The sequence below is a fragment of the Vibrio aphrogenes genome, assembly GCF_002157735.2.
Lineage (GTDB): Bacteria > Pseudomonadota > Gammaproteobacteria > Enterobacterales > Vibrionaceae > Vibrio > Vibrio aphrogenes.
On the sequence record NZ_AP018690.1, the window covers coordinates 136,107 to 162,073 of the forward strand.

Genomic DNA, 25,967 nt, shown 5'->3' on the forward strand with positions numbered 1-25,967 from the left:
TTCATTAATTATCTGTCAGTGCAGTATATTGAAGTTGTTCAAGTAGCTCGTCAATCAACATAGGGTTATAAAAATAAAACCCTTGCAGCAGTTCAACGCCTTGGTTTTTGAGATATTCCGCTTGTTGTGGGGTTTCGACACCTTCTGCAGTAATTTGAGTATTCAGGTCATGGGCCAGTTTAATTATATTATTGAGCACTGGCGCATTGATTGATTCAACTCCGATAGTATTAGTAAAACAGCGGTCGATTTTCAAATAGTCGAAGTCGGTGTCTTGCAAAACTGACAAGGAGGTATAGCCAGTACCGAAGTCATCAATGGCAACAGTAATGCCCAACTTTCTGATGTCAGTTAGCACTTCTCTGTCTTGCGCATTTAACAATTGCCTTTCGGTAATTTCAATACACAAATGAATATTACGTTGGGCAAATTGTTGGGCAATATCATGTAAATTTTTAACACAGTTTGGTTTAGACAGATATTGTGGCGGAATGTTGATCCCGACATGAAAGTTACTGTGTGGGACAATGTAATCTTTCCAATCACTTAAGGCTTTATTTAAGACAAAATCCGTAACATCGTTAATTAACCCATGCTGCTCAGCGAGTGGAATAAAAATATCCGGTTGGATCATGCCATTTCGTGAGTGATTCCAACGAATTAATGTTTCAACGGAATGAATCTTTTGTGATTGGCTGTCGACCAAAGGTTGGTAAACCACAAACATTTCATCATTTTTTAAGGCTTTCTTGATATCTTCAATCAGTGAACTTCTTCCTTTTATCCAAAAGTTAATTAGGTACAAAATGATGGAAAGAAAAAAGGAAATAGGCACACCACCGAGCATATAAATCGCACGCTTCTCTTTGATAAGTTTGTCACTAGGCTCAACGGTGATATTGACATTGAGATCTTTTGAGTCGGCGGTCACGGCATAAGAATGGTCTACACGACTATCAATTTCTGGATAAGTGATGCCGGTAACGGTTAAATGTGATGCTGATAAACGGTCATCATCTCTGAGTCCTAATGCCACATCGAGATAGTTATGATCGATGATCGAGATAGCCGAACGCTGGTACGCCTTTATATCTTGATCAACGACAAATAAATTTCGTCTTTGTGTGGAGGGTTTCGGCAGAGCATATAGGTACTCACCTGAATGGAGAATGTGATTCGGCAGTAAAATATTTGCGAGTGTGGAATCTATGGTTAGGCGTTTAGATGAGCAAACAATTTTACCCTCTTCGACGAGGAGCATTTCTCTTAAAAAGGTTTCAAACAAAAGATCTTTTTGAATTTGCTGACAATTTTCTGCGTCATAAAGTGCTTGTTTATTTTCGTCTCGCAGCTCATTAATTAACTTTTCGATATGATGAATCGACGAGTTTGCAATGTATTGTAATTCCTTTTTAATACTAAGTTTACTGAGGTAAAAACCAATCATTAAGATGATGGGTAAGGGGATTAAAAAAGTAAACACAACTTTACGGAAAGCTTTTGGAGTGAGTGATGAATTTGACATTAGTGAGTGATCTTTTTAGTAACAAGCGACATGAAGTTAAGTGAGTAATGATAATTTATGGCTTATGGCTTATGGCTTATGGCTTATGGCTTATGGCTTATGGCTTATGGCTAGATAGTTCTGTGTATGTTTTTAATTATCATTTCGGTCAAAGGCTTATATATGAACAGTCACAATGGTCTCACAATGATCAAAAAGTAGACAGTTATACCGTTTATTTCTTTTGGTTATAGTGGAAAAAAGCCTATTTAGCAAGGCTGACCAGTTTGGACTACACTCTGCAAGCAAGGCAACAAAGTAGGCTAAATATAGGTAGAGTAGTCGCTAGAGAGGAGGTTAAGATGACCGTGAATGACCGCATCGAGGATCTTGAGCAGCAAATTTATATTGCGTATGCCGAAGGTGATTATCAACAAGCCACCCAGCTTGAAAAAAAGCTGAAGAGCATTCGAGGCCAGTCAATGCAACATCAAGAACATTTGAGCGAACCTTACTCATTGGAAGGGCATGTGTTTATTGATGATGATTAGTACGATTGGTTTTAATCTCTCGCAAGGCCAACAGATAAGCGCCCGAAACTCAAAAAACGACCCAACAAAACTAATAAAAGCGATGCGCAGCTGCAAGGATGTACCGTTAAAATAAGCTACGGATAAAGTGGCTGGTCGCTTTTTCTCTCCCCCATGAATCGTACTTTTACGTTAGAATAGCGACTTTCGTGACTCAATTTGAAGAATATTATGATTGGTTTATGGGTATTGCTTGCTGTTATTAGTGCTGTGATTGGTGTTCATCACCTTTTTACCCGGCTTTTTGTGTCGAAGATCTTCGGCAATCCGCTTTCTAAATCTTTGTTTTACCTCTCAGCGGTTATTGGTACCCCAATTCATGAAGCTTCTCATGCAATAATGGCGCTGATTTTTGGGCATAAAATTCATAAGATTTGTTGGTTTCAAGTCGGTAAAGATGGTCGATTAGGGTATGTTGAACATAATTGGAATCGACGTTCTTTCTATCAATCTCTTGGGGGGATTTTTATTGCGTTAGCGCCGCTCGGCAGTGCTTTTGCTGTGATTGTTGCTCTTTACCATTACATGGCGATCCCGCGTTTACCACAATTTGTGCTCGATGTTGATGTTGCGAATGTGTATACGGTGAGTAGGGCGGCGTTATCTTATTTTTGGGAGACCTGCCAATGGTTCTTACAACAAGTACTCAGCTCTCAACGCTACATTTTAAGCGTATTATTCGCCTCGTTGATTTGCTTTCATTGCATTCCAAGTCGTACCGATTTTCAGAATGCTTTAAAAGGGGCGGTGATGGTGAGTGTATTGATTTCACTCTTGTGGGCTGTGTCTTTATATTGCAATTTATTTCACCAACAATGGATGCTGGCAGCGTTTAATTGGTCGGTGAATGTCTCCAGTTTTATTCTGATCACGGCGTTGCTCTCAATGGGCTGGTGGTTTGTGCTCGCCTTACCCAGTGTATTGTGGCGGGCTTAAAACACCAGCAAAGGCGCTGGCTGTCTGCACTCAATCATCTGTACTAATCGGCTAATAAGGCTGTCAATAAATACTCAATATTAAGAAGATTGCCTTTATGGTTATGTGAAGCATTAGGGCAAATAAAGTAATAAGCTTTTCCTGAGGGGACGTGGAGTGAATAAGGTGTTGCTAAACGACCTAGTTTGAGGTCTTGCGAGGCTAAGGTGATGTCACCAATGGCAAGACCGAAGCCATGTATCGCAGCATTAACAGAGAGATCCAAGGTGGCGAAATGTTGATTTTTTTTGCCTTTTAATTGCCCAAGACTTGGGTCTTGCTGTTGCTGAGCCAAGGCTTTTAACCATAAGCGCCAGTCGGACTGTTCCGGTGTGGCATGGAGCCAAGTTTGCTGTGCTAACGTGTCGAGAGTGCCGTGTTCATTCAGCATACTGGGCGTACAAACTGGCGTTAAGACTTCATCAAATAGTTTGCTAAAGCGTAAATCATGACCTTGGTTTTGGAGAGCATCTAGGTTGCCATAACCAATCGCGGCATCGAAAGGCTCTGAGGAAAAATTCACATTATGTTTGATAGATGAAGTGAGTTCGACATCGACATCAGGATGATTTTGTTGAAAGTTCATCAGCTTGGGTAATAACCAAGTTGTAATGCAGCTGGGCGCTTTGAGTTTTATTTTTTGCTTATCATGCGCAATGTGTTCGATTGAACGTTGCAGATAACTCAGCGTTTGTTCGACAAAGGGAAGCCATTCCGCTCCTTTAGCGGTGAGACTCAGCCCTCTAGCATGACGATGGAATAAGGTTACTCCTAGCCGGTTTTCAAGGGACAGGATCTGGCGGCTGACCGCTCCTTGTGTCACATTCAAACGATTGGCCGCGGCAGTAAAGTTCAGTGTTTCGGCAGTGACGAAAAAGGCATGCAGTTCTTTCATTGACGGAAGTTTTTGGTACATATCTCATCCATTAGCTATGATTTTTTATCATGACTAGTATGATTTCATTTCGCTTTTTATTTCAACCATTGTTTATATAGTATAAAGAAATAAATTATTTATGCTTAAAACTTGAATTTAAATTCATTTAATTGGTTTAAGTTCATTATTGTATTCGATTGGAGAAAAGGGCATGACGGCATTGGTAGAAAAGTTGGTTCCAGATTCGATAAAAAAACTCATACCTTATCAATCGGCTCGACGTATCGCTCGTGACATGGACAAAACGGAAAATACAATTTGGCTTAATGCCAATGAATTAGAAACTTGTTGCCAATATGGTGAACGACAAGACGGTGCCAATTCCCATTATCATCGTTATCCAGATTACTTACCGACCGATTTAGCGGTAGCGTATCGTGAATATGGCGCAGCTACCTTAGGTTGCCAAAGTGAAATCATGGCAGTGCGCGGTGCAGATGAAGCGATTGATCTGTTAGTGAGAACTTTCTGTCAGCCGGGTAATGACCAAATTCTGGTGTGCCCACCTACTTATGGAATGTATGAGTTTTGCGCCGATTCTATCGGTATCACTACGGCGGTTGTTCCGTTAACCGAATCGTTTCAATTGAACTTACCTGAAATAACAAAGCAGTTGCCGGACACCAGCATTGTGTTTTTGTGCTCGCCGAATAATCCAACCGGTAATGTGTTACACCAGCAGGATGTGGTGACTTTATTAGAAGCGACCAAACAACAAGCTCTGGTGGTGGTTGATGAAGCTTATATTGAATTTGCGCCACACACGAGTGTATTGCATTTAATGGCGCAGTATCCACACCTTGTGGTGATCCGAACCTTATCAAAAGCCTTTGGGTTAGCCGCCATTCGAGTGGGTTTTTTAATTGCTGATTCAAGTGTGATGTCTTATGTCGCGCGTTTAGTTGCCCCTTATCCCATCGCCGACCCGAGTGCTGAGATTGCGTTAAAAGCTTTATCGGCTTCTGGCGTGGCGCAAATGAAGCAACAAACCACGCAACTGATAGCTATTCGAGATGAGTTTATCCATGCCGTAAGTCAATTGTCGATAGTCGATAAAATCTACCCATCGAGCACCAATTTTGTGTTGATTCGTTTTAAGGGGAATGACAATTTCTATCAATATTTGCTGGATCATGGTGTCGTGGCTCGCAGCCCTGCCCATGAAGAAAGTGTGCAAGGGTGCGTGAGAATTTCCATTGGCTCAGCAGAGAGCATGGATACCGTGTTACGCGTTTTACAGAATTATTAATACATAGAATTAACCTTCGTGTGATTTGATACGCGGGTTTAAATTTTGCTTGCAGAATAATGAAAAAATAAAAGGACTTATGATGAAAAAAATACTGACTCTCGCTTCTATGTGTATGCTGATGTTCGCTGGAGCGGCTCAATCACAAGAGCAAAAAGTGGTGCGTTTGGCTTCCGATTTTACCTATCCACCGTTTAATTATAAAAATGAACAAGGGCAGCCAACGGGCTTTGATATCGAAATTGCTGATGCGTTATGCAAAGAAGCCAATTTTCAATGTGTGTGGGTGTCACAAGATTGGGATGGGTTGATCCCAGCCTTGTTAGCCAGAAAAGCCGACGTGATCATGGCTTCGATGCGCATTACTGAAGAGCGTAAAAAACGGGTCTTGTTTACGCATAAGTATTATCAAACGCCAGCGCGTTTTGTCGCCAAAAAGAATGCTGATTATCAAATGGATAAAGCAGGCTTAACGGGTAAGAATATTGGGGTACAGCTTGGCACTATCCACGACACTTATGTGACTGAAAAATTTGGTGATGTCGCTAATATTAAGCGTTATAAAGGTCAAGATGAAGTGTATCTCGATTTGGCAAGTGGACGTTTAGATGTCGCTTTTAGTAATGCCGATCAATTACAACTGGCTTTCTTAGATAAGCCTCTGGGTAAAGAGTTTGAGCTTGCAGGTGCGCCGGTAACCGATAAAGCGTATGTAGGGGAAGGCACAGCTTTAGCGCTGCGCAAACAAGATAAGCAATTAGCCGATGCTTTTAACCAAGCGATTGAAACGATTCGTCAAAACGGTACTTATGAGCAGATTGCCAGCAAATACTTTAACTTTGATATTTATGGTGATTAATTGACTTTGAGGCACTTTAACTTCAGCTGCGGACTGGCCATGGCCTTATAGTCCTATAGCCCAATGATATTGATGCTGACGAAAGTGATATGTTAACGAAGTGAGATGGCCAGAGTGCGGTATTGAGGGACTTCTAGGTCTTTTCCAGCTAAGGCTACTTAATCATCTTAATAACTTGCGACTGAGCGTTTATCTCAGTCGCTTTTTTATCAGTGTGTTATTCGGGGCTTAAACTGCCCAATGGTGTGATGAGTTGATAGTGTCGTTTTGATACGGAGGGGGATAAAATAGCGCAACAATCTTAAAATGGGCTGTCTTTTTTAAGTTCATTACAAATCTCAACAATGGCCAAGGAAAGACCTGATTTGATGACTTGTTGTTGGCGTTGTAGCTGCATTTGATAGAAACTTAGGTCGATATCATCATCCGGCTCTGCCACATGCAGAGAAACCATATTCATTCGTTTGATGAGTTTGAGCCCTTGTAAGTAGGCAATGATGGAAGGATCCGTAAACTCGTACTCAGAGCCATCGCTATTGAGTTTGTTTCTGATTTTGATGATGTCTTCAATATCATGATAAATATCGTCAGGTAGCACACCCAGTCCAAACAATAATTTTAGACGCACGGTGATATCACCGAGTGGGCCTGAGTCTTGCAATAAGGGGCCTACGACCGATTGCACAGCAAAATTATCCTTACGGAAGATCCTTTTAATGAGTGCATCTATTGACTCATTAAAAATCTCGACGGTCTGGATAAAAAAACCTCGAACGGTTGGGGATTGTTGCAATCGTTCAAGAATGTCTGTTTCGTTTAATTCTTCGCTCATTACGTCTTCTAATTGTTTTAGGAGCCTAAGGTTAGGCTCCTAAATTGGGGCGTTTATAATTGTTGGTATAGTTTTTCAATCTTTTGAATTTCAACGCTATTTTCGTCAAGGCCAGTATAATGCGCTAATGCTTTTTTAATGCCTTGATCTTGAATAGCCTTTTGTAACTCAACCGCTTGAGGGTCGGTATCATTACGGTATTTACAAGCGGCTGCAACGCCTTTTAATAACGCGCCATTTTCAGTGCCATACTCGATGGTGCCAAGTAAAGGCTTGATTAAGCGATCGTTAGCCCCTAGTTTACGTAGTGGTTGGCGTCCAACGCGATCCACTTCATCGACTAAATATGGGTTGGCAAAGCGGCCTAGAATTTTATTGATGTAAGCGGCGTGCAATTCTCGGTCAAATTGGTAGCGTTGAATTAATACTTCACCACTCTCAAACATCGCTTGTTTTACATCAAAATAAATCTCTGGATCTTCGATGGCTTCACGGATGGTTTTATGTCCTTTTAAGCAACCAAGGTAAGCCGTAATACAGTGACCCGTATTTAAGGTAAACAGTTTACGCTCAACAAAAGCCATCAAATTGTTCGTTTTTTCCATGCCTTCAATATTAGGCACTTCGCCTTTAAATTGGCTCTCATCCACAATCCATTCGCTAAAGCTTTCTACGGTTACTTCAAGTGGATCATCGTTCGCCGCTTCAGCAGGGGGAACAATACGGTCAACGGCTGAATCTACAAAGCCAATTAGCTCATCGGTTTTGCTGTGCAGACTTTCATCTAGATATTTATACACTTCGCCTTTTAGGTGAGTGGTGCCGCGTACCATATTCTCACAAGCGATGATATTTAGTGGTTTTTCGTTGCCGCTTTCAAAACGTTTTGTGATGCCGGCCGCAATGGTTTTTGCAATGATATCTAAGACGTTAGGGCCAACGGCTGTGGTCACTAAGTCAGTATGCACAATGCGGTCAATCACATCATCACTGGCAGAGTTTACCGCAGTCACATGACTAACTGTATCTATTTGACAATTTGCGCCAACAACTTTGACTTTGTATTCTTGCTTATGGCTGATTTGATCGACTAATGGGGCATTAACATCCGCAAAGGTAACTTGGACATCGGCATCAGAAAGTAGTTTGCCAATAAAGCCACGACCGATATTGCCTGCACCGAAATGAACTGCATTTTTCATAATAAATTCCTACGATTATCAATTAAAAACTGGGTTAGGTGAGGCTTGATGTTATAGGGAACACCAAACCTCTTTTTCCACAAATTAGGCGGCTTGATTGCTTTGCAAAATCTCGAGTACTTCTTCGACGTCGGTCGTTGAAGTAAGCTTGTCAATGGCCTCTGGGTCATCTAACGCATTGGTGATCGTAGTGATTACTTGAATATGTTCATCATTTTTAGCCGCGATACCTATAACGAGTTTTGCAACTTCATCATCATCTTCGCCAAATTGAACACCGGCAGGGTATTGGCAAATAATGATGCCTGTTTTGATGACGCGATCTTTCGCTTCGACTGTACCGTGTGGAACCGCAATGGATTCACCAAGGTAAGTTGGAACTAATTTTTCACGTTCAAACATCGCATCGACGTATTCTGGTTCGGCATAACCCAGTTCAACCAATTTGTTGCCCGCAAAGCGAATCGCTTCTTCTTTATTGGCTGCGGTTAATCCTAAGCAGATGTTTTTACGTTCAATGCTGAAAACGGATGGGTTTTGTTCTTCATAGCTGTCGTCATTGGCCGCTAAGATAGAGACTTTAACGGCTTGGTTGTCATTGGCTGCGTCTGGGCGTTGTGCCGAAAGCAGTTGAGTGACCAGTTGGTTGTACATTTCACTATCGAGGAAATTGACCAGTGAGATGTGGTGTGCATTTGGCGCGTGTTTACGAGCACGGTCAGTTAAATCTTTATGAGTGATCACGATGTCGACTCCTTCTGGCAAATTATTGATAGCAAGGTTGGTCACTTGGATATCCAGACCGGCTTGTTGAACCTTTTTACGTAGTAAGCTTGCGCCCATTGCGCTTGAGCCCATACCAGCGTCACAAGCCACGATAATGCTACTTACATTGGCCATATCAATTTGGTTGTTTGAAGAGCTTGCGTTTTGACCTTTCGCATTGGCTTTCATGTTTTGCATTTCTGCGGTGGCTTTATCTAGAGCGGCTTCATCACCATCTTCTTCAGTTGTGCGTTGTGATTTCATTAAGACAACGGCAACGGCGAAGGACACGAGAGTAGCGGCTAATACTGAGCTCACCACACCAAGCAAAGAGCTGCTTGGAGTCAGCAACAAGATTGCGAAGATAGAACCAGGAGATGCAGGAGAAACGATACCGGCATTAAAGGTGATGAGAACAAATACACCTGTCATACCACCAGCAATTGCAGCTAAGATTAAACGCGGGTTCATCAAGATGTATGGGAAATAAATCTCGTGAATACCACCAAAGAAATGGATGATAGACGCACCACCTGCGGTTTGTTTTGCCGTACCTTTACCAAAGAACATGTAAGCCAATAAGATGCCTAAGCCTGGACCTGGGTTTGATTCAATTAAGAAGAAGATAGATTGGCCAGTTTCTGCCGCTTGTTGAATACCTAGTGGCGAGAAAATACCGTGGTTGATAGCGTTATTTAAGAATAGGATTTTCGCAGGTTCAACAAAGATAGATGTCAGTGGTAATAAATGGGCGTTAACTAAAAAGTGAACACCAGACGCCAACGTGGTTGATAATACTTTCACAAAAGGACCAATCAGCATAAAGGCGATGATCGCACAGATCATACCGATAATGCCGGCTGAGAAGTTATTGACTAACATTTCAAAGCCGCTTTTGACTTTGCCTTCAACACGTTTATCGAACGCTTTGATTGCCCAGCCACCCATAGGACCAACAATCATGGCACCCATGAACATTGGAATATCGGTTCCGGCAATCACACCCATTGTTGTGATGGCACCAACAACCGCACCACGCTCACCACCGACTAATTTACCACCGGTATAACCGATCAGTAACGGTAGGAGGTACGTGATCATCGGGCCAACCATTGAAGCTAGCGTTTCATTTGGTAGCCAGCCAGTTGGAATGAATAAGGCAGTAATAAACCCCCATGCGATAAACGCACCGATGTTAGGCATTACCATGTTAGAGAGGAAACGACCAAAATTTTGTATCTTGATCTTAGCATCTGGTGATATCATAACGACTCCCGTCTGATGTTCTTAATTTATTTTTTTGTGGTAACGGTCCGCGAAAACCGTATTTAGTTGCTTAGTACCCAATCAATTTACCACACAATTTTAAATAAGAACTGATGACGGGTTTTTTGTGAGCAAGATCACGATTTACCCCTGTTTTGTTCAATTTTATGCGATCTACTTTGCATTAATTCACTGTAATTTCCTTACAAATCGTTAATTTCAATTTAACGTCAATTTTTATTGTGATCTGAATCACAAAACACCTCGAAGCCAGCATTATATATTTTGTGATCAACATCACTAATTAGCTATTAACTAACCTCCGGCTAAATTTTAGGGTGATCTGCGTCACTATGGTTAATTTATTTTACATAGTGAAATAATTTGTGAACAAATGTGGTTTATAAAGTGTAGTTTTATTTCAATTTGATTATTGAGATGAATATGTTGATAAGCGTGATTTTGGCAGTGTATATCGCATAAAAAAATCCCTGCTCTTTAGGGAAAAAGCAGGGAGTGGCTTATTATGATGCGAATCAGAAGCACAAAAGTCATAACACTTAGGTTAACGACTCTTTAAATTGTAGAACGAGTTGCTCAATTGTGGATGTGAATATTCTGTGACCTTATGGGATTGGTATCGTGATCAATATTGATGAAACTTACCGCTTTGGTAATCGTTTATCGCTTGATGAATTTCATCCATGGTGTTCATGACAAATGGTCCATAATGAACAACGGGTTCATCAATCGGCTGCCCGGCAAAAATCAACAATCCGGTTTCGCTTGTCGCTTCAAGTAGCAGTTCGTCGTGATAGCTGACTGGATTATGACTGGTTACTGAGCTAGGGCTTGTTGCAGGTAATAGCGCAAAGTCCGATTGTTTGAGCGTTTTACCCAACACCTTTGCACTGCCTTTATACACATAAATCATGGCATTATGCTGACAAGGCACCTTCAGCTGGATCTGACTACCTAATTGCGCTTTCCAGTCGGCAACGGTGGCGGGAACCCCTGTATCGGTGAGTGGGCCTTGCCAAACCTGACCATTGATGTCGAGTTCACCTGCCATTACTCGGATTAGGTTATGTGGCTCAAGCGTGACTTCTGTTATTGTTTCAGGCTGAAAATCCACATATTTAGCCGGTTGCATTTTGTCGCGTGCCGGTTGGTTTATCCAAATCTGAAAGCCATGCAATTGCCCTTCTTCCATAATTGGCATTTCACTGTGGATCACACCTTGTCCGGCTGCCATCCATTGCGCTCCACCACTGCGTAACTCTCCGATATTGCCCATGTGATCTTGGTGCTGAAAATGCCCATTCATCATATAAGTTAAGGTTTCAATACCACGGTGAGGATGAGGAGGGAAACCACCCACATAATCTTTTTTATCGTCAGCCTTCAACTCGTCCATCATAAGGAAGGGAGAAAAATGCCGATTATTAAAACCCGCAATACGTTGAATTTTCACCCCATCGCCATCGGATGTGGGTTGAGATTGCATCACCAGACGAACCTCACGAATCGCTGTTGCAGTCATAGTCACCTCGCTCATTGTGTTAGCAGTGATACTGTTTAATCTGTGTCACCGTTTAATCTGTGATGTAAGGAGTGTAACCAAGATAATCGTAAACAAGAGCGACAGCGGTACATCAACTTGTTCGAAAAATTTGAATGAGTGCAGGTAGGCCATGAAAAGGCAATGTTAAAGAGATGTGTTATTGACCATTGATTCAGTAATAGAAATGACATAGTTTAACAAGAGATAACTCTCCTGTATTAATAGCTTGTGAGCGTTTTTAACCATTAGAAACATTCTAGGTCTATCACCAGATAAACCAGTCAAGCCGTTAATTAATAAGGTGTGAAGGATTTCACCAAAGCGTCATTCGTAACGCAATCTTGGAAATAAACGAGAATAATAAAGTATCAAAAGGAATTGCCATGTCGATTATTCAAGCTGCCAACCCCCAAATGCCTGTTTGTAAGGCGCTGACTTCGTTCGCGTTAATCGCCACTCTTGCTAGTGGTGTTGCTGATGCGGCAGAGAAGTCAATCACCGTAGGAGCATTGCGCTTTACGAGCCATGCGGCCACGTTTGTAGCGGTTGAAAAAGGCTATTTCAAACAACAAGGTTTGGATGTTAAGCTGAAGTTTTTCCAAGCAGCGCAACCTATGGCAGTCGCAGTGGCTTCAGGAGATGTGGATTACGCCGTAACCGCTATGTCGGGTGGATTGATTTCATTAGCTGATAAAGGGGCAATCAAAGTGATTGGGGGTTCTTTGTCAGAAGATCCCAATATTGACGGTCAGAAAATTGTGGTCTCCAATAAAGCTTATGAGGCAGGTTTAACCGATCCTTCGAAATTGGATGGTAAAAGCTGGGCGATTTCTCAATCCGGTTCGTCATTTCATTATGTGGGTTCACAACTTGAGCAGCAAGAAGGTATCACTTTAAAATACAAGCCATTACAGAAAGTGGGTGCCATTATTGGTGCACTAAAAACTGGGCAAGTGGATGCTTGGTCTATCGTGCCTCATATTGCCAAACCATTAGCCGAAAGCGGCGCTATTCATATTATTGGTAATGTGTCGGATTTCTTACCCCATTATCAAGTGACTACCATCTTTACCTCGACCAAAAATGCCAAAGAAGAACGGGCACAAACTCAAGCGTTTTTAACCGCCTTAGCGCAAGGAGCGGCAGATTATAATGCGGCCATGATTGATAAAACGGACAGCCCGCAAGCAATGGTAAGCTTAATTCATCAATATATTTATACCGATCAACCCATCGAAAAAGCCGCTCCTAGCATTATTAATGGTTCGATGCGCTTAAATGCCGGTAATTATCTCAATATGAGCTCTCTACAAAGCCAACTGCATTGGTTACAAAAAGAGAAGATGGTCAAAGCAGATATTCAACTGAGCGATATTGTTGATACCAGCTATGTCAAAACAGTGAACGATTCAGGCGCTGAAAAATAAGGTTTAAGTGAATGAATTTAATCATTGAAAATCTCAGTCACCATTATGGCGAGATGCCGGTATTGCAAGACATCTCATTAGATATTCCTACCGGAAAAATTGTGTGTATTGTCGGCCCATCAGGATGCGGAAAATCCACATTATTACGCATGATTGGTGGCTTGGAGCAGGCCAGCTCAGGGCAGATCTTACAAGTGGGAGAACCTCCACAAGAGTGCTTAAATCCGCTGACTTATGTCTTTCAAGATTTTGCTCTGCTGCCTTGGCGTACGGTGGAAGGCAATATCAGTCTAGTGTTAGAAGATCATAAATTGAATAAACAACAACAAGCGTCGATCATTACCGATGTATTGAGTCGCACGAATTTAACGGATTTTCGTCAAGCTCTGCCCAAACAATTGTCTGGTGGCATGAAGCAGCGAGTGGCGATTGCGCGTGCGTTGGCGGTTAAACCGGCAGTGATGTTAATGGATGAACCGCTTTCAGCACTGGATAGCCAAACTCGTGAGCTGTTAATGGACGATTTAGTGAATCTGTGGAGTCATGCGCCTTTTACCGCAGTCTATGTGACTCACAATCTCAATGAAGCGGTGCGTTTAGGGCATAAAATTGTGGTGTTATCTCGTCGGCCGGGCTGCATTCATGAAGTCGTTAATATTGAGACGCCATTAAATGAAAGACACAACAGTGATCCGGCATTAGCAGAAAAACAAGCTTACTTATGGCAATTGATGCGTGAAGAAGCCATGGCGGCAGAAGGAGAGTTAATTGATGGATAAGCTTTCTGCAGGACACGTTGAGGCTGACCAATCTCACGTACACAACCAAACCCCAGTGCCATTTCGTGGTGGTGGTTTTGCCCCGCAAGCGAAACCTTGGGTTGGCTTTTTGGTGTTTGTTGCCTTGATTGCACTGTTAGAAATGGGGACTCGAAGCGGTGTCATTTCTTCATTGACCGTACCTCAACCTTCTAATGTTTGGCATACCTTTGTTGATTTATATCAAAGTGGTCAGCTGTGGCAACAATTAATCCCCTCATTAACCCGCTTAGCGGTCGGCGCGACCATAGGTGTATTCTTGGGGATCAGCTTAGGCATCATGATTGGTTTGTTCTCATTGGCAAGAGCCGGTTTGGTGCCTTTGATTTCGGCGATTTTCCCGATTCCTAAAATTGCGTTATTGCCACTGTTTGTGATTTGGTTTGGTATTGATGAAGCGTCGAAATACGCTTTAATTGCCTTTGGAACATTTACCCCAACTGTAGTAGCAACTTATGGCGCGGTAGATAATGTCGATCGTTCATTGATTCGCATGGGGCAAAGCTTTTCCATGTCGTGGTTTTCGATTGTGCGCAAAATTGTATTGCCGGGAGCCATGCCGGGAATTTTATCAGGCTTACGAGTGAGTCTTGCCATCGCCATTATTTTATTGGTCGCTGCAGAAATGCTGGGCGCAGAATACGGCATTGGAGCGTATATTCTTGAGGCGGGTTCTCTGTATGACTTAGAACGTTTATTTACAGGGGTGGCAATTTTATCGCTCTTAGGTGTCATGATCAGTTTCATCATAACGCAAATAGAAAAGCACCTGTTGAAGTGGCGATAAACTTCAACTGAGGTTAATAAACCTCAGCTGCGGATAACTAGAAGTCACTCAATACAGCTCTTTGGGCGTCTAACTTCGTTAAAATCAACGCAATAGGCCAGCTATTGACTTATGATTTTGCCTTGTTAGCCATCCCAAATTGCAATATTGAGAGAAAGTAATCAACCCTATGTACCTGATGGATTTTTTATCTTTTATATATCATAAGGTTAGACTTGTTATTGTGACACTCTTATCCGCAGTTGAGGTTAATAACTTTCTTTATCTGAACGGGAATATTCAAGCGATAAAAAAGAGGCCACTTCACAAGATGTGGCCTCTTTAACATGTTAGCTTTAGTCAGTAACGATTATTGGTAATACGCTTCTACTGTGCCTTTAAGTTTGATCAGCATTGGGTTGCCAAAGCGATCTTTTGCTTTTGGAGAGGCAATTTTTACCCAACCTTCGCTAATGCAGTATTCTTCTACATCGGTACGTTCTTTGCCGTTAAAACGGATACCGATTGGGTATTCAAAGCATTCAGCCACATAGTGTGGGCTGCGTGGATTGCCTGCTAGGTGATCCGGTAATGCTGGCTTTTGGTTAGTCTCGCTCATGGTCATTGCCTATGTTTTATTATAAAGGGAAATCAAAGAGCGCCATTGTAGACAAGGGAAGCGGTTGGCTCAAGGTCGAAATGATGCCTTACACTGAAAGACGGCATCAAGTGCTCATACCAACCCGACTCCGTCGCCTTTAAGAGCAATAATTTCATGCGTTTCCTATTGTGAAGGTGGTAAAGGTGAGGTTGCTTCATCCACCAAATACAAAATGGATTGATAGGGAATACCACTATGATGTGATAAGCCAATTTCACAGGTTAAGCTATTACTAAATCCACGGCTACAATGAGTTGGCACTTGTGGTTTGAGTGGGGCCAGCGCCGCCGCATTGAGCTCAGGAGTATTAAACCCTTTGTCACCTGCCCAGCCACAACATTGAATGTGTTGTGGCACCACTACCGTTTTAGCACATTGCTTCGCCAGCGTTAACATGGTATCAGCGAGACCTAAGGTTCGAGTGCTACAGGTAATATGCAGCATGACGGTTTCATTAAGTGGCGTGAAGTGGAGATAAGGCGTGAGATGCTTCATCACAAATTCAGAAGGCTCAAACACCGACATAGGCTTACTAAATTGTTCTAAGCTTTGTTTAGCGCACGGGCTGGTATCCATTAAAATAGGGTACAAACCTTGGTGACTGGCTTGCCAAAGTTTCTCTTCTAATTGATTGGCTTTGCTATCACCTAATTCGTCAAACCCTTTGCTCTTATAAGGCATACCACAACATTGAGCGCTTAAATTTTTAGGCAAAATGATATCAAAGCCAGCTTTTTTGAGTAGCGACATGGTTACTTTGGTGAGCTCGGCGGCGCCACTATTGGAGCCGGCAGTGCGGCTGATGCAAGAGGGAAAATACACCACTTTGCGATGCTGGACATCGGCAATTTTGAAACGATCTTGGGCGGCTCTTTTTTGGGTGTCCATCGGCAGTTTATGGTGATTACCATCGGGGATTTCAGGAAGCCAAAGTGGCACTCGCTGTCTGCTGAGTTGACGAATCCCAGTGCTGACACCAGAGAGAACCCGCGGTCCTACCAATTTGCGCAGAATATGATTGATCTTGAGGCCCGTTTGAAGGGTGCTGGTGGTGCGAGCAAAGTGTTCGTGTGTCCAGCGGGCAATTAAAGGGGCTTGTGGGTATTGTTGGCGGCGCAATTTTTTGATTAAGTCACCGGTATTAATGCCGACCGGACAACGCTGCTCGCACAGTCCTGTTGCCGCGCATGTTTCAATACCTTGGTAATGAAAGAGCTTTTCTAATTCTGAGGCACTGGCTTTGCCGTCACGTTTTTGCTGTTGTAACTCTCGATACAGAACAATGCGTTGGCGAGGCGAGAGACTTAAAGTGCGAGAAGGGCATACCGCTTCACAAAAGCCACATTCGATACAGCGATCAACCAAGTCATCGGCTTGTGGCATCGGTTTGAGATGGGTTAAATGGGCATCCGAATCGTTATTAATGATCACGCCTGGGTTGAGCAAACCTTGTGGATCAAACAGGCGCTTAATTTCTTGCATTAAGCGATAGCCTTGTTTACCCCACTCCAATTCCACATAAGGGGCCATATTGCGGCCCGTGCCGTGTTCGGCTTTCAGTGAACCTTGATATTTGACCGCCACCAGTTGAGTGACGTCATCCATAAATTGGCCATAACGCTCAATTTCTTTTGGGTCTTCAAAGCCTTGAGTGAAGACAAAGTGCAGGTTGCCATCTAACGCATGACCAAAAATGATGCCCTCATCGTAACCATATTGCTCAAAGAGTTGCTGTAATTCGCGCACGCCTTGCGCCAAGTGTTCGACGGGGAAGGCCACGTCTTCAATAATGACCGTAGTGCCTGCTTCTCGTACTGCGCCAACGGCCGGAAAAAGCCCTTTACGAATATTCCATAAGTTCGCAACGATATTTGGATCGCGAGTAAAAGACACCGACTGAATAATATTGAATGGTTGAACTCGCGCTAAAATCGCATCACATTGAGCGTGCAGTGCGTGCTCATCGGTGGCATGAGATTCAATGAGTAACGCCGCCGCTTCGAGATCGAGTTGTGTGATAAAACTGGGCATGCCCGGCTTGTTGGCTATCGAGCGTAAAGAACGTCCATCCATCATCTCAACCGCAGCCACATGGGTATTGGCAAGTGCGCTCACTGCTTGGCTGGCTTGTTCAATATCTGCAAACACCAGCAAGGCAGACGCTTTATGTTGGTGGTCTTCAACGGTGTGATAAGTGATGTCGGCAATAAAGCCTAATGTGCCTTCAGAGCCGATCATCAAATGTTGAATGATCTGAATAGGATCGCTGAAATCGACCAAAGCATTAATGGCATAGCCTGTGGTATTTTTGAGGCGATATTTGTGCTGAATTAAGTGTGCCAGTTCGTGATCGGCTTTGGTTTGTTCTGCCAGTTCGGCAATTTGCGCAAGGAATTTAGGATGCAGATTTTTAAACGATTGAATGCTGCTTGGATTACCGGTATCTAAAATACTGCCATCAGAAAACGCAATTTTCATGCTCTCTACGGTTTGATAGGAGTTTTGCGCAGTCCCGCAACACATGCCACTGGCATTATTAGCGGCAATTCCGCCAATTTTACAGGCATTAATGGACGCTGGATCGGGGCCGATTTTTCGTCCGAATGGTGCAAGATATTGGTTAGCATCTGCTCCTATGACCCCAGGTTGTAAAGAAATACGCTGTCCATTTTCATGGATATGATAGTCACGCCAATCATCGGTTAAGGTGATTAATACTGAGTCAGAAATTGCTTGCCCGGATAAACTCGTGCCTGCTGCCCGGAAGGTAAATGGCAGTTCTAATGTGCGGCAGCAGCGCATGGTATAGAGCACTTCTTCAAGATCTTTGAGCCGTAATACGATTTTGGGTATTAAGCGATAAAAGCTGGCATCTGTGCCATAAGCTAAACATTGATCGTGTTGAGTGATGATACGAGAGGCGTCGATTCTCTTGGCCAAGGCGTGCGCTAGTTGCGAGTAAATATCCATACTTCCTGCTTCTCATTGTCTCAGTAAGAGATCTTTATTATCAATATATTATCGAATTGAATTCAGTATAGAGCGTGTTGAATATAACCTAAAGTCATGAGCGGATAATTTGTCGTGAATGTCTGTTTATCCAGCAACATTGGTGCGTCATTAATTCGTGTGTCATGACGGTAGCGAGATAACACAAAAAGGCAGCACACGGCTGCCTTGTTGTCATCAGTTATGCAAAATTTATAGCGTAATTAACACGTCTTCTGCGGCTAAACGAGATTTTGGCAGCTTAGCATTGTAGTCTTCCACGGCGTCATGATAGCCAATTGCTAGAGCAACATGACATTCATAACCATCTAATTCTGCAGCAAATTCTTTCCCTATTAGCTCGGAGTCAACGCCTTCCATAGTGGTGGAATCAATGCCTAAACGCGCCAAAGTGTGCAGTGCATTTCCTAAAGCAAGGTAGGTTTGAGATTTAGTCCAACCGTCATTAAAACCTTGTTCATTGGTGTTTAAATCGACGAAAGCAAAGGCCCCAAAGGCTTGTTGTTTTTCTTCAGGCTTATTACGGCCATCGGCGATGCCTTTATCGATCACTTTTTCATAATCGGCTTTGGTGTATTGCAGCTTGTGAGCAAACAAAATAATGTGCGAGGCAGTTGTTGCATGCGGCTGATTAAATTGGAATTTATTTGCAAAAGTTTGGTGGAAGCGTTGTTTAGCTTCATCGGATTCTAAAACTACAAATTTCCAAGGTTGCGAGTTAATCGAAGACGCCGATAGACGGATCGCATCGGTTAATGTTTGCATGTCTTCTGTTGAGACTTTTTTACTTGAGTCGTAACGTTTTGCAGTGTAGCGAGATTCTAAGTCTTTAATAATTTGGTTTGTCATGTCTATTCCTTAATGAGCAGCAAAATAAGCGCTTTTTTGATAATGACTATTGTATCAAGCGTGATCAAGTTCACACTGTGATTTATTTGATGGCTTTGTTCGAAAAATTTGTTCAAGCCAAATCGGGTGGTTAATTAATGAACACTTGAACAAGAAAAGAACTTAAATCACTCTAATAAAAATGAATTTCAGCTATTCTTTATACCCAAGTGGCCTAAAGATGCAGACTTCATATCTATCATCCAAGTCCTTAGGCAAGAAAAGATTTATGCGAAATGAGCACCTTTCAAGTAAATCTGATATCACAAAGACTAATTAAGTAGGGATTGCTTATGACGATGTATTCTTCCCCCCTTCGCTTATCGAGCGACAAGCTTTATCACCCTGCTGATCTGGAACAGCTGCCTTGTAAATCGACCAAAGACATTCTTCCTATTGATGAAATTGTCGGCCAAGAACGTGCGCAAAAAGCCGTGGAATTTGCCATGTCGATCAGAGACAAGGGCTATAACATTTATGCGACTGGGCAAAATGGTTTAGGCAAGCGAACCATGGTGCTGCGCTATTTAAATCGGCATAAACCGGATGATATGCAAGTGTTTGATTGGTGTTATGTCGCCAATTTTGAAGACATCCGTCGTCCAAAGGTATTGCGATTACCAAGTGGAGTAGGGAAAGCCTTTCGCTTGGATATGGACAAATTATTAACCAAATTAGTGAAAGCGATCCCGCTGGCATTTGATAACGAAGTGTATTTTTCGCGCTCGGAAAAGTTGAAAACTCAGCTCAATCAGAAACAACAATCGGCATTAGAAGAGATCAGTAAACAAGCCAAACAAAAAGGCGTGAGCTTAAGTATTACTTTGCAGGGCGATTACGAATTTATCGCCATGCAGAATGAGGAAGAAGTGCACACAGAGGAGTCGTTTTTAGAGCTGACTCAGAAAGAGCAAGAGACGTTTCATAAAACCATTGATGAGCTTGAAATCCAGTTACGCGGCATGATCCGTCAGTTGACAGAATGGGAAGAAGCCTTCAGCGAAAAAATGAAAAAACTCAATGATGAAACGGCGCTCGAAGTATTTGCTCATCTGATTAAAGATCTTAAAAAAAACTATTCTAAATACCCTGAGATTAAGCAGTATTTAACCGAAGTACAAAAAGATGTGGTTGAAAATGTTGACCAGTTCTTACAAGAGAGTAATGAGCAAAATGAGATTGCATCGGCCTCTTTAGACAGTAAATTGCCACGCCGCTATAGCATTAATGTGTTGGTGAGCCAGCCTGAAGATACCTTTCCTATAGTGGTGGAGGATAATCCTAATTATCACAGTTTGTTTGGTTGCGTGGAAACTGCGACCTATAAAGGCACCGTCTTCACTGATTTTTCTTTGATTCGTCCTGGTAGCATGCATAAAGCTAATGGTGGTGTGCTATTGATGGATGCGATTAAAGTGCTGGAACAACCTTATGTGTGGGATGGCATTAAACGTGCGCTGCGTGCTCGTCAACTCAGCTTAACTTCGTTAGAAAAAGAAGTGACGTTAACAGGGGCGGTGTCTCTTGACCCTGAGCCGATCCCACTCGATGTTAAAATCATCTTGTTTGGTGATTATCGCACTTATCAATTGTTGCAACATTACGATCCAGAATTTAGCGAGTTGTTCCGAGTAACCGCAGATTTTGAAGATGAAATGAAGCGCACACCAGAATCGGAAATGCATTACGCACGTTTTATTTCCAGCATTGTGCATGATAACGGCATGTTGCATTGCGATAAAAAAGCCATCGCGAAAATCATTGAACATAGCTCGCGTAATGCCGGCGATCAAAATAAGTTGTCGCTGCATTCGGCGCATATTGCCAATTTATTGCGCGAGTCTAATTATGTGGCACGTGGGGCAAAATCTAGCCTCATTCGAGCCTCACATGTTGAACAGGCCTTAATTAATCAAGAAATGCGAGTGAATCGCTTGCAAGACAGCGTGATGGAAACCTTCACCAACGGGACGACTTTAATTAAAACTGAAGGTTGTGCGGTTGGGGTGGTGAATGCCTTATCCGTTCTGTCGACCAGCGACCACATGTTTGGTGCGCCAAATCGCATTACGGCTACTACCGCCTTTGGAGATGGGCAGATCCTCGATATCGAACGCAATGTGGATTTAGGCGGCAGTATTCACTCTAAAGGGGTGATGATATTGTCGGCCTATTTGGCATCGATTTTAGGTCGTAACGCTAAAATTCCACTTACGACCCATATCACCTTTGAACAGTCTTACGGTGGGGTTGATGGTGACAGTGCGTCTATGGCCGAAGTGTGCGCGATTGTGTCGGCTTTTTCAACATTGCCATTACGTCAAGATATTGCTATCACCGGCTCCATGAACCAATTTGGTGAAGCGCAGCCTATCGGCGGAGTGAATGAGAAAATCGAAGGCTTTTTTGATGTCTGTAAAATCAAAGGTCGCAGCACAACCCAAGGGGTGATTATCCCGCAGTCAAATGTACATAACTTAATGTTACGTAAGGATATTATTGAGGCGGTGCACAAAGGTGAATTCCATATTTGGGCAATTGAGCATGTGACCCAAGCGTTGGAAATCTTTATGGATAAGCCGGCAGGAGAATTGGCAGAGGATGCCTGTTACCCGGTTGGTAGTATTTTTGGGATCACACAAGCTAAATTGAATGCGTTACGACGTTAATTCACTCTTATTGATGTGCGATTCTTATTGATGTGCGATGAGTGTGCGTCCATTGACCTTCCTGTAGCGGGAAGCTTTATGCTATGAGCTCTATATTTTATGATTTCTTTATTAACAGAGAAATACCTTATTGGAGGGTCTATGGGCTGCTGTAATCAAGCACCAAATGGTGGTGGTGATTTTAAACTGGCATTGAAAGTCTTCGGCGCTATTGCGTTGGTGGTTTTATTGCTGGTGATCTTTTTCGGGTAATGGATTTCACTCATCAAGTTTACCTGCTGAGTAAGAGGTGAATCTTTGCATTTAACCCTTACCTGTAAGTATTTAACCTCAGCTGCGGATAACTAGAAGTCACTCAATACAGCACTTTGGGCGTCTAACTTCGTTAAAATCAACGCAATAGGCCAGCTATTGACTTATGATTTTGCCTTGTTAGCCATCCCAAATTGCAATATTGAGAGAAAGTAATCAACCCTATGTACCTGATAGATTTTTTATCTTTTATATATCATAAGGTTAGACTTGTTATTGTGACACTCTTATCCGCAGTTGAGGTTATTTAAATAAAAGCGGCATGAGCGTTAAAACTCATGCCGCAAACTAATGACTCTATTGACTTAAATGTGAATTACTTGGCATCAATAATGGCAATCACTTCGCATCAATGGTTAATTCGGCGCCTTGGCTATCCGTGATCAATTTGGTTTTGCTGTCTAAGATGAATAAGCGTTCAGGGTTTAATTGCTGTTCATCTACTAAGTAAGCTTTGATATTGCCAGCACGTTCTTCAGCTAAGTTACCGAGATCGTCTTGGCTGATGGTTTGTGCATCTACTAGTTGGTTATAAAGGCTGATGTGGAGCGCCGTTTGTCGTTGCTCTGAATTCACTTTACCATCGGCACTTTCTGCCTTGAGTTGTTGCTCAATTTTATCTTCTTCATCTCCAACGTCTTTTTTCAGTTGCTCTTCATAAAGATCTTCAAGGCTGTCGGTTAAATCTTCATTTTTAGCTATGGTACTGGCTGAGGCCTCTTCTGGAAGCGCATCTAAACCACTATCTAATAAAAGCTGTTGCTGTAGTTTAGTTTCTGCTAAAGCTCGGCTATCGGTAGCCGCATCGACGGCACCGGTGATGCTGATGGTCAGTTGTGGGCGATCTAAGAGTGCTTTGGCTAAGGTGGCTAATTGCTCTTTGGCTTTAGGTGATAAATCGGAATGACCAGCGGCATAAGGAACATGGTTGAGTTCTTCATCGCTACCCGCTAGACCTGCTAATAATGAGAACGGTGCCGTTACGGCTTTCGTGATCACGTTAGTTAAGGCTTTTAAGACAATCCCACCGACGCTGAAATCGGGATCATTGACATCGCCAGAGACTTGCATACCTAAATCAATCACGCCGTTTTGGTCTTGTAATAGGGCAATGGCGAGTTTTAAAGGTAAGCCTGTAGCGAGATCAGAATCACTCGGTTCGCCAAGTTGTAATTGGTCGATCACTAAATGGTTATCGCCCACTAATTGGTTGTTTTCTAATTGGTATTTTAAATCCAGTGAGAGCTGGCCTTTATCAATGTAGTAACCAGCATAGGTGCCTGAATAAGGGTTAACCGAGGTCAATTCAACGCTCTTAAAGATTAAATCCAAATCTAAATATGGGTTTTTAATCAATGGGTTAATTGCACCTTTTAAGGTTACGGGTGCGTATTTATTGATTTTACCTTTGATATCAACCGTGGCTTTGGTGCCTGGGGTTGATGAGATATTACGCACATAACCTGAAATGGATTCAATGCCTGATTGGAAGCTTGTAGGAAGAGAGTAATCGGCAAAGTAGGCGGAACCATTATTCATGCGAATTTGCCCAACATAAACTTTCATCGGCTTGCTGGCAGGTTGACGAGAAGTTGCTTTGGATGAACTTGCTGGTTGCGGTTTCACCAAGTTACCAATGTTGGTTTGACGATTTTTATCAATTAAGACTTTTCCGTAAGGGGCGGTAAAAGTGATGGTATTAATGTTCAGAGCATTCTTCGCTTGATCAAACGACAGGCTATTGATGGCCATGTTGGACCATTTTACCAATGGCTGATATTCCACTTTATCGCGAATGTTTAGGTTGCTTAATTGAGCGCTACCTTTATAAAGCGCGTGGCCTTTGCTATCGGCACTAAACTCACCCTTTGTACTTAATTTACCACTGCGTAATTGTACATTTAAATATGGGTCAAGATAGGTTTGCAGTTGGCTTAAATCGAGATTTGTCAGTGCAATTTGTCCTTGGGCAGTTAGCGCTTTGGCATCGACTTTTCCTGAGCTGCTCAGTGAACCACGGGTATTTTTAGGCTCTGCTTTTAGCCAAGAGTTGACGGTCACATCCACTTGATAATCAATTGGAGAGCGTAAATCGCTATAGATATCTTGCGTAGTCAAGGACAACGGATAAATTCGCCAGTTCACGCCATTACTCACCATGCGTTCATTCACATGAATATCGGTATTTTGCATATCAAATTGATGCAAGTGAACAACCCAGGTTGGCGCTGTGGCTGGCGCGGGAGAGCTCGCAATAGTTTTATCGTTAGCGGTGGCGGCTTTACTTGAGGCATCAGAAGCGGAGTCACTGCTTGCCACTGCTTTTGTTGATGTGGAGTTGTCAGTCGGAGTGGAAGTGGCCGCTGTGGTTGGCACAAACAACCCTTGCAGATCAAGACCTTGTTTGGTGAGCACACTGTCAATCCATAAACCATCTAATTGAAGGCTTTGGATATTGATGGTTTGTTGCTGGCTATCTAAAGCAATGTTATTGACGCTTAATAAAGGTAGCTTGATTTTAGGCGCTTGTTGGTCACTAAACTCTAGATGACGTAGAGCAAATTGGCCTTGTTGCGTTGAAAAGTTAAGTGCTTGATCGTCTTGTTTTAATTCAAATTGAGTGGAGAAATCCAATTGACCATGAGTCAGCTTCGCTTTGAGTTCTTTTTCAGCAAAAGGCCAAAAGCGCGCCAACGTAATGTGAGTTAAATCCAGCTTACCTTGAAGGGCAAACGGTGCCAGTTGGAATTGACCTTTTAAGCTCAGTGCGCCGTTATCTGGGCCGGTTAATTTTAAATCAAATTGGTTAATTGATTGGGTGATATCGCTTTGCTGCGCCTTGGTTGGTGGAACATTAGCTTGCTGTGTATCCGATGTCGCGGCCGGCTTAATAATCGTGAGCGCTTGAGAGTCTAATTGTGGTAGGTGAAGGTCTAAGCCTTGGTATTGTAAATGAGCCCCAGTTGGTTGATCTCGATATTCAAATTGTCCTTGAGTGAGTTGGATATCTTGGGCATGAATAGCAGGTAGGCCGGGTTTGTCTTCTGTGGTTTGCACTGTTTCTGGTTGCTGGCTTGCATTGGCCGCCAGTGTGTTAATGATGTCTGAAAAATTGAACTCAGATTGATTATTAAGACGAGCGATCGTGACGTGAGGCTTCACTAAGTAAAAATGCTCAATAGTGGGCGCAAGGCTTAACAAGCTTTTCCAGAAGCCAATTTGAAGGTCTAATTTGTCAAACTTTACAAAGGCATCAGTTGTGTTTTGCTCTTGAATATCAAACCCTGTGACTCGAACACGCAATAAAAATGGGTTAATACGAATTTGTTGAATATGGACATCACGGCCGAGTAAAGCACTTAATTGTTTTGGAGCTTGTGATTGAAGGGTTGCGGGAACGATAAGGCCAAGAATAATGGCATAGCAACCATAGGCGAGTAATAAATAGCTGGTAATTCGTAGCGCGAGTGGAGCTTGCTTAAATTTCGCATAAGCATTTTTTAGAGCGAGTGGCATACAACAGAGACCTCAAAGCCGTTTGCAAAAGGGCAAACAAAAAATAATCTTGTTCTTATTATACGCTGTAGTAAGGATTTAAAAACGCTAAAGCGTGAGTTTTTTCTGATTGTCTTGTAGGGAAAAACGATAGGTCGAATAGATGTTTTTAACTGATT

At 42.6% G+C, this 25,967-nt stretch carries 18 protein-coding genes; 8 read left to right on the top strand and 10 right to left on the bottom strand.

The features are described from left to right. Positions 1–4: 4 nt before the first annotated feature. Positions 5–1,525: an EAL domain-containing protein gene (locus VCA1004_RS11890; protein WP_086980672.1), complete on the bottom strand. Its 1,521-nt coding sequence runs from the start codon at positions 1,523–1,525 to the stop codon at positions 5–7. 341 nt (positions 1,526–1,866) lie between these two features. Between VCA1004_RS11890 and VCA1004_RS11895 the strand changes: the two genes are divergently transcribed. Continuing rightward, entirely contained in the window at positions 1,867–2,055 is a 189-nt protein-coding gene (locus tag VCA1004_RS11895) for a hypothetical protein (RefSeq protein WP_086980674.1), read from the top strand. A gap of 210 nt (positions 2,056–2,265) precedes the next feature. Next, positions 2,266–3,030, top strand: a complete 765-nt coding sequence (locus VCA1004_RS11900) for a hypothetical protein (RefSeq protein ID WP_086980675.1) — start codon at positions 2,266–2,268, stop codon at positions 3,028–3,030. Between the two features lie 43 nt (positions 3,031–3,073). Here the strand turns inward: VCA1004_RS11900 and VCA1004_RS11905 are convergent, their stop codons facing one another. Continuing rightward, positions 3,074–3,985, bottom strand: a complete 912-nt coding sequence (locus VCA1004_RS11905; RefSeq protein WP_086980676.1) for a LysR family transcriptional regulator — start codon at positions 3,983–3,985, stop codon at positions 3,074–3,076. Positions 3,986–4,157: 172 nt separating this feature from the next. Between VCA1004_RS11905 and hisC the strand changes: the two genes are divergently transcribed. Both hisC and VCA1004_RS11915 read left to right on the top strand, forming a co-directional pair. Then, positions 4,158–5,255 (top strand): histidinol-phosphate transaminase, encoded by a 1,098-nt coding sequence (gene hisC, locus VCA1004_RS11910; RefSeq protein ID WP_086980677.1) that lies wholly within the window; start codon positions 4,158–4,160, stop codon positions 5,253–5,255. Positions 5,256–5,337: 82 nt separating this feature from the next. After that, positions 5,338–6,114: an ABC transporter substrate-binding protein gene (locus tag VCA1004_RS11915; protein ID WP_086980678.1), complete on the top strand. Its 777-nt coding sequence runs from the start codon at positions 5,338–5,340 to the stop codon at positions 6,112–6,114. A 301-nt stretch (positions 6,115–6,415) separates the two neighbouring features. Here VCA1004_RS11915 and VCA1004_RS11920 read toward each other — a convergent pair whose 3' ends face one another. The 4 genes from VCA1004_RS11920 to VCA1004_RS11935 form a co-directional block, all read right to left on the bottom strand. Continuing rightward, positions 6,416–6,946: an MltR family transcriptional regulator gene (locus VCA1004_RS11920; RefSeq protein WP_086980679.1), complete on the bottom strand. Its 531-nt coding sequence runs from the start codon at positions 6,944–6,946 to the stop codon at positions 6,416–6,418. A 53-nt stretch (positions 6,947–6,999) separates the two neighbouring features. Then, entirely contained in the window at positions 7,000–8,148 is a 1,149-nt protein-coding gene (locus tag VCA1004_RS11925) for a mannitol-1-phosphate 5-dehydrogenase (protein WP_086980680.1), read from the bottom strand. Between the two features lie 84 nt (positions 8,149–8,232). Then, positions 8,233–10,179, bottom strand: coding sequence for a PTS mannitol transporter subunit IICBA (locus VCA1004_RS11930; protein WP_086980681.1), 1,947 nt, complete (start codon positions 10,177–10,179; stop codon positions 8,233–8,235). Positions 10,180–10,825: 646 nt separating this feature from the next. Beyond that, positions 10,826–11,722 carry a pirin family protein gene (locus VCA1004_RS11935; RefSeq protein WP_086980682.1) on the bottom strand — a complete coding sequence of 299 codons (897 nt, stop codon included), beginning with the start codon at positions 11,720–11,722 and terminating at the stop codon, positions 10,826–10,828. A gap of 404 nt (positions 11,723–12,126) precedes the next feature. On the opposite strand from VCA1004_RS11935, the gene VCA1004_RS11940 reads away from it, so the two are divergent. Genes VCA1004_RS11940 through VCA1004_RS11950 form a run of 3 tightly spaced genes read left to right on the top strand, consistent with a single transcriptional unit; the run spans position 12,127 to position 14,775 of the window. Then, the gene (locus tag VCA1004_RS11940; protein ID WP_232012672.1) at positions 12,127–13,170 is read left to right on the top strand and encodes an ABC transporter substrate-binding protein; all 1,044 of its coding nucleotides are present in this window, start codon (positions 12,127–12,129) and stop codon (positions 13,168–13,170) included. Positions 13,171–13,181: 11 nt separating this feature from the next. Next, positions 13,182–13,949 (top strand): ABC transporter ATP-binding protein, encoded by a 768-nt coding sequence (locus VCA1004_RS11945; RefSeq protein WP_086980683.1) that lies wholly within the window; start codon positions 13,182–13,184, stop codon positions 13,947–13,949. Continuing rightward, positions 13,942–14,775, top strand: coding sequence for an ABC transporter permease (locus VCA1004_RS11950; RefSeq protein WP_086980684.1), 834 nt, complete (start codon positions 13,942–13,944; stop codon positions 14,773–14,775). The genes VCA1004_RS11945 and VCA1004_RS11950 overlap by 8 nt, the downstream gene beginning before the upstream one ends. Before the next feature lie 349 nt (positions 14,776–15,124). On the opposite strand, the gene VCA1004_RS11955 is transcribed toward VCA1004_RS11950, so the two are convergent. The 3 genes from VCA1004_RS11955 to VCA1004_RS11965 form a co-directional block, all read right to left on the bottom strand. Next, a complete protein-coding gene (locus tag VCA1004_RS11955; RefSeq protein ID WP_179949590.1) occupies positions 15,125–15,373 on the bottom strand; it encodes a DUF3297 family protein in 249 nt (82 codons plus the stop codon). Positions 15,374–15,538: 165 nt separating this feature from the next. After that, positions 15,539–18,385 carry an FAD-binding and (Fe-S)-binding domain-containing protein gene (locus VCA1004_RS11960; RefSeq protein ID WP_086980686.1) on the bottom strand — a complete coding sequence of 949 codons (2,847 nt, stop codon included), beginning with the start codon at positions 18,383–18,385 and terminating at the stop codon, positions 15,539–15,541. 231 nt (positions 18,386–18,616) lie between these two features. Next, positions 18,617–19,273, bottom strand: a complete 657-nt coding sequence (locus VCA1004_RS11965) for a nitroreductase family protein (protein ID WP_086980687.1) — start codon at positions 19,271–19,273, stop codon at positions 18,617–18,619. A gap of 338 nt (positions 19,274–19,611) precedes the next feature. Here VCA1004_RS11965 and VCA1004_RS11970 point away from each other — a divergent pair, with 338 nt between their 5' ends. After that, the gene (locus tag VCA1004_RS11970; RefSeq protein ID WP_232012679.1) at positions 19,612–21,981 is read left to right on the top strand and encodes a Lon protease family protein; all 2,370 of its coding nucleotides are present in this window, start codon (positions 19,612–19,614) and stop codon (positions 21,979–21,981) included. A 651-nt stretch (positions 21,982–22,632) separates the two neighbouring features. Here VCA1004_RS11970 and VCA1004_RS11975 read toward each other — a convergent pair. Beyond that, complete coding sequence (locus tag VCA1004_RS11975; protein WP_086980689.1) at positions 22,633–25,809, bottom strand: DUF748 domain-containing protein; 3,177 nt, start codon at positions 25,807–25,809, stop codon at positions 22,633–22,635. Positions 25,810–25,967: the final 158 nt, after the last annotated feature.

Excerpts from the sequence above, each read along its gene's own strand:
- VCA1004_RS11890 (WP_086980672.1), bottom strand. The coding sequence starts at position 1,525 with ATGTCAAATTCATCACTCACTCCAAAAGCTTTCCGTAAAGTTGTGTTT.
- VCA1004_RS11895 (WP_086980674.1), top strand. The coding sequence starts at position 1,867 with ATGACCGTGAATGACCGCATCGAGGATCTTGAGCAGCAAATTTATATT.
- VCA1004_RS11900 (WP_086980675.1), top strand. The coding sequence starts at position 2,266 with ATGATTGGTTTATGGGTATTGCTTGCTGTTATTAGTGCTGTGATTGGT.
- VCA1004_RS11905 (WP_086980676.1), bottom strand. The coding sequence starts at position 3,985 with ATGTACCAAAAACTTCCGTCAATGAAAGAACTGCATGCCTTTTTCGTC.
- hisC (WP_086980677.1), top strand. The coding sequence starts at position 4,158 with ATGACGGCATTGGTAGAAAAGTTGGTTCCAGATTCGATAAAAAAACTC.
- VCA1004_RS11915 (WP_086980678.1), top strand. The coding sequence starts at position 5,338 with ATGAAAAAAATACTGACTCTCGCTTCTATGTGTATGCTGATGTTCGCT.
- VCA1004_RS11920 (WP_086980679.1), bottom strand. The coding sequence starts at position 6,946 with ATGAGCGAAGAATTAAACGAAACAGACATTCTTGAACGATTGCAACAA.
- VCA1004_RS11925 (WP_086980680.1), bottom strand. The coding sequence starts at position 8,148 with ATGAAAAATGCAGTTCATTTCGGTGCAGGCAATATCGGTCGTGGCTTT.
- VCA1004_RS11930 (WP_086980681.1), bottom strand. The coding sequence starts at position 10,179 with ATGATATCACCAGATGCTAAGATCAAGATACAAAATTTTGGTCGTTTC.
- VCA1004_RS11935 (WP_086980682.1), bottom strand. The coding sequence starts at position 11,722 with ATGACTGCAACAGCGATTCGTGAGGTTCGTCTGGTGATGCAATCTCAA.
- VCA1004_RS11940 (WP_232012672.1), top strand. The coding sequence starts at position 12,127 with ATGTCGATTATTCAAGCTGCCAACCCCCAAATGCCTGTTTGTAAGGCG.
- VCA1004_RS11945 (WP_086980683.1), top strand. The coding sequence starts at position 13,182 with ATGAATTTAATCATTGAAAATCTCAGTCACCATTATGGCGAGATGCCG.
- VCA1004_RS11950 (WP_086980684.1), top strand. The coding sequence starts at position 13,942 with ATGGATAAGCTTTCTGCAGGACACGTTGAGGCTGACCAATCTCACGTA.
- VCA1004_RS11955 (WP_179949590.1), bottom strand. The coding sequence starts at position 15,373 with ATGAGCGAGACTAACCAAAAGCCAGCATTACCGGATCACCTAGCAGGC.
- VCA1004_RS11960 (WP_086980686.1), bottom strand. The coding sequence starts at position 18,385 with ATGGATATTTACTCGCAACTAGCGCACGCCTTGGCCAAGAGAATCGAC.
- VCA1004_RS11965 (WP_086980687.1), bottom strand. The coding sequence starts at position 19,273 with ATGACAAACCAAATTATTAAAGACTTAGAATCTCGCTACACTGCAAAA.
- VCA1004_RS11970 (WP_232012679.1), top strand. The coding sequence starts at position 19,612 with ATGTATTCTTCCCCCCTTCGCTTATCGAGCGACAAGCTTTATCACCCT.
- VCA1004_RS11975 (WP_086980689.1), bottom strand. The coding sequence starts at position 25,809 with ATGCCACTCGCTCTAAAAAATGCTTATGCGAAATTTAAGCAAGCTCCA.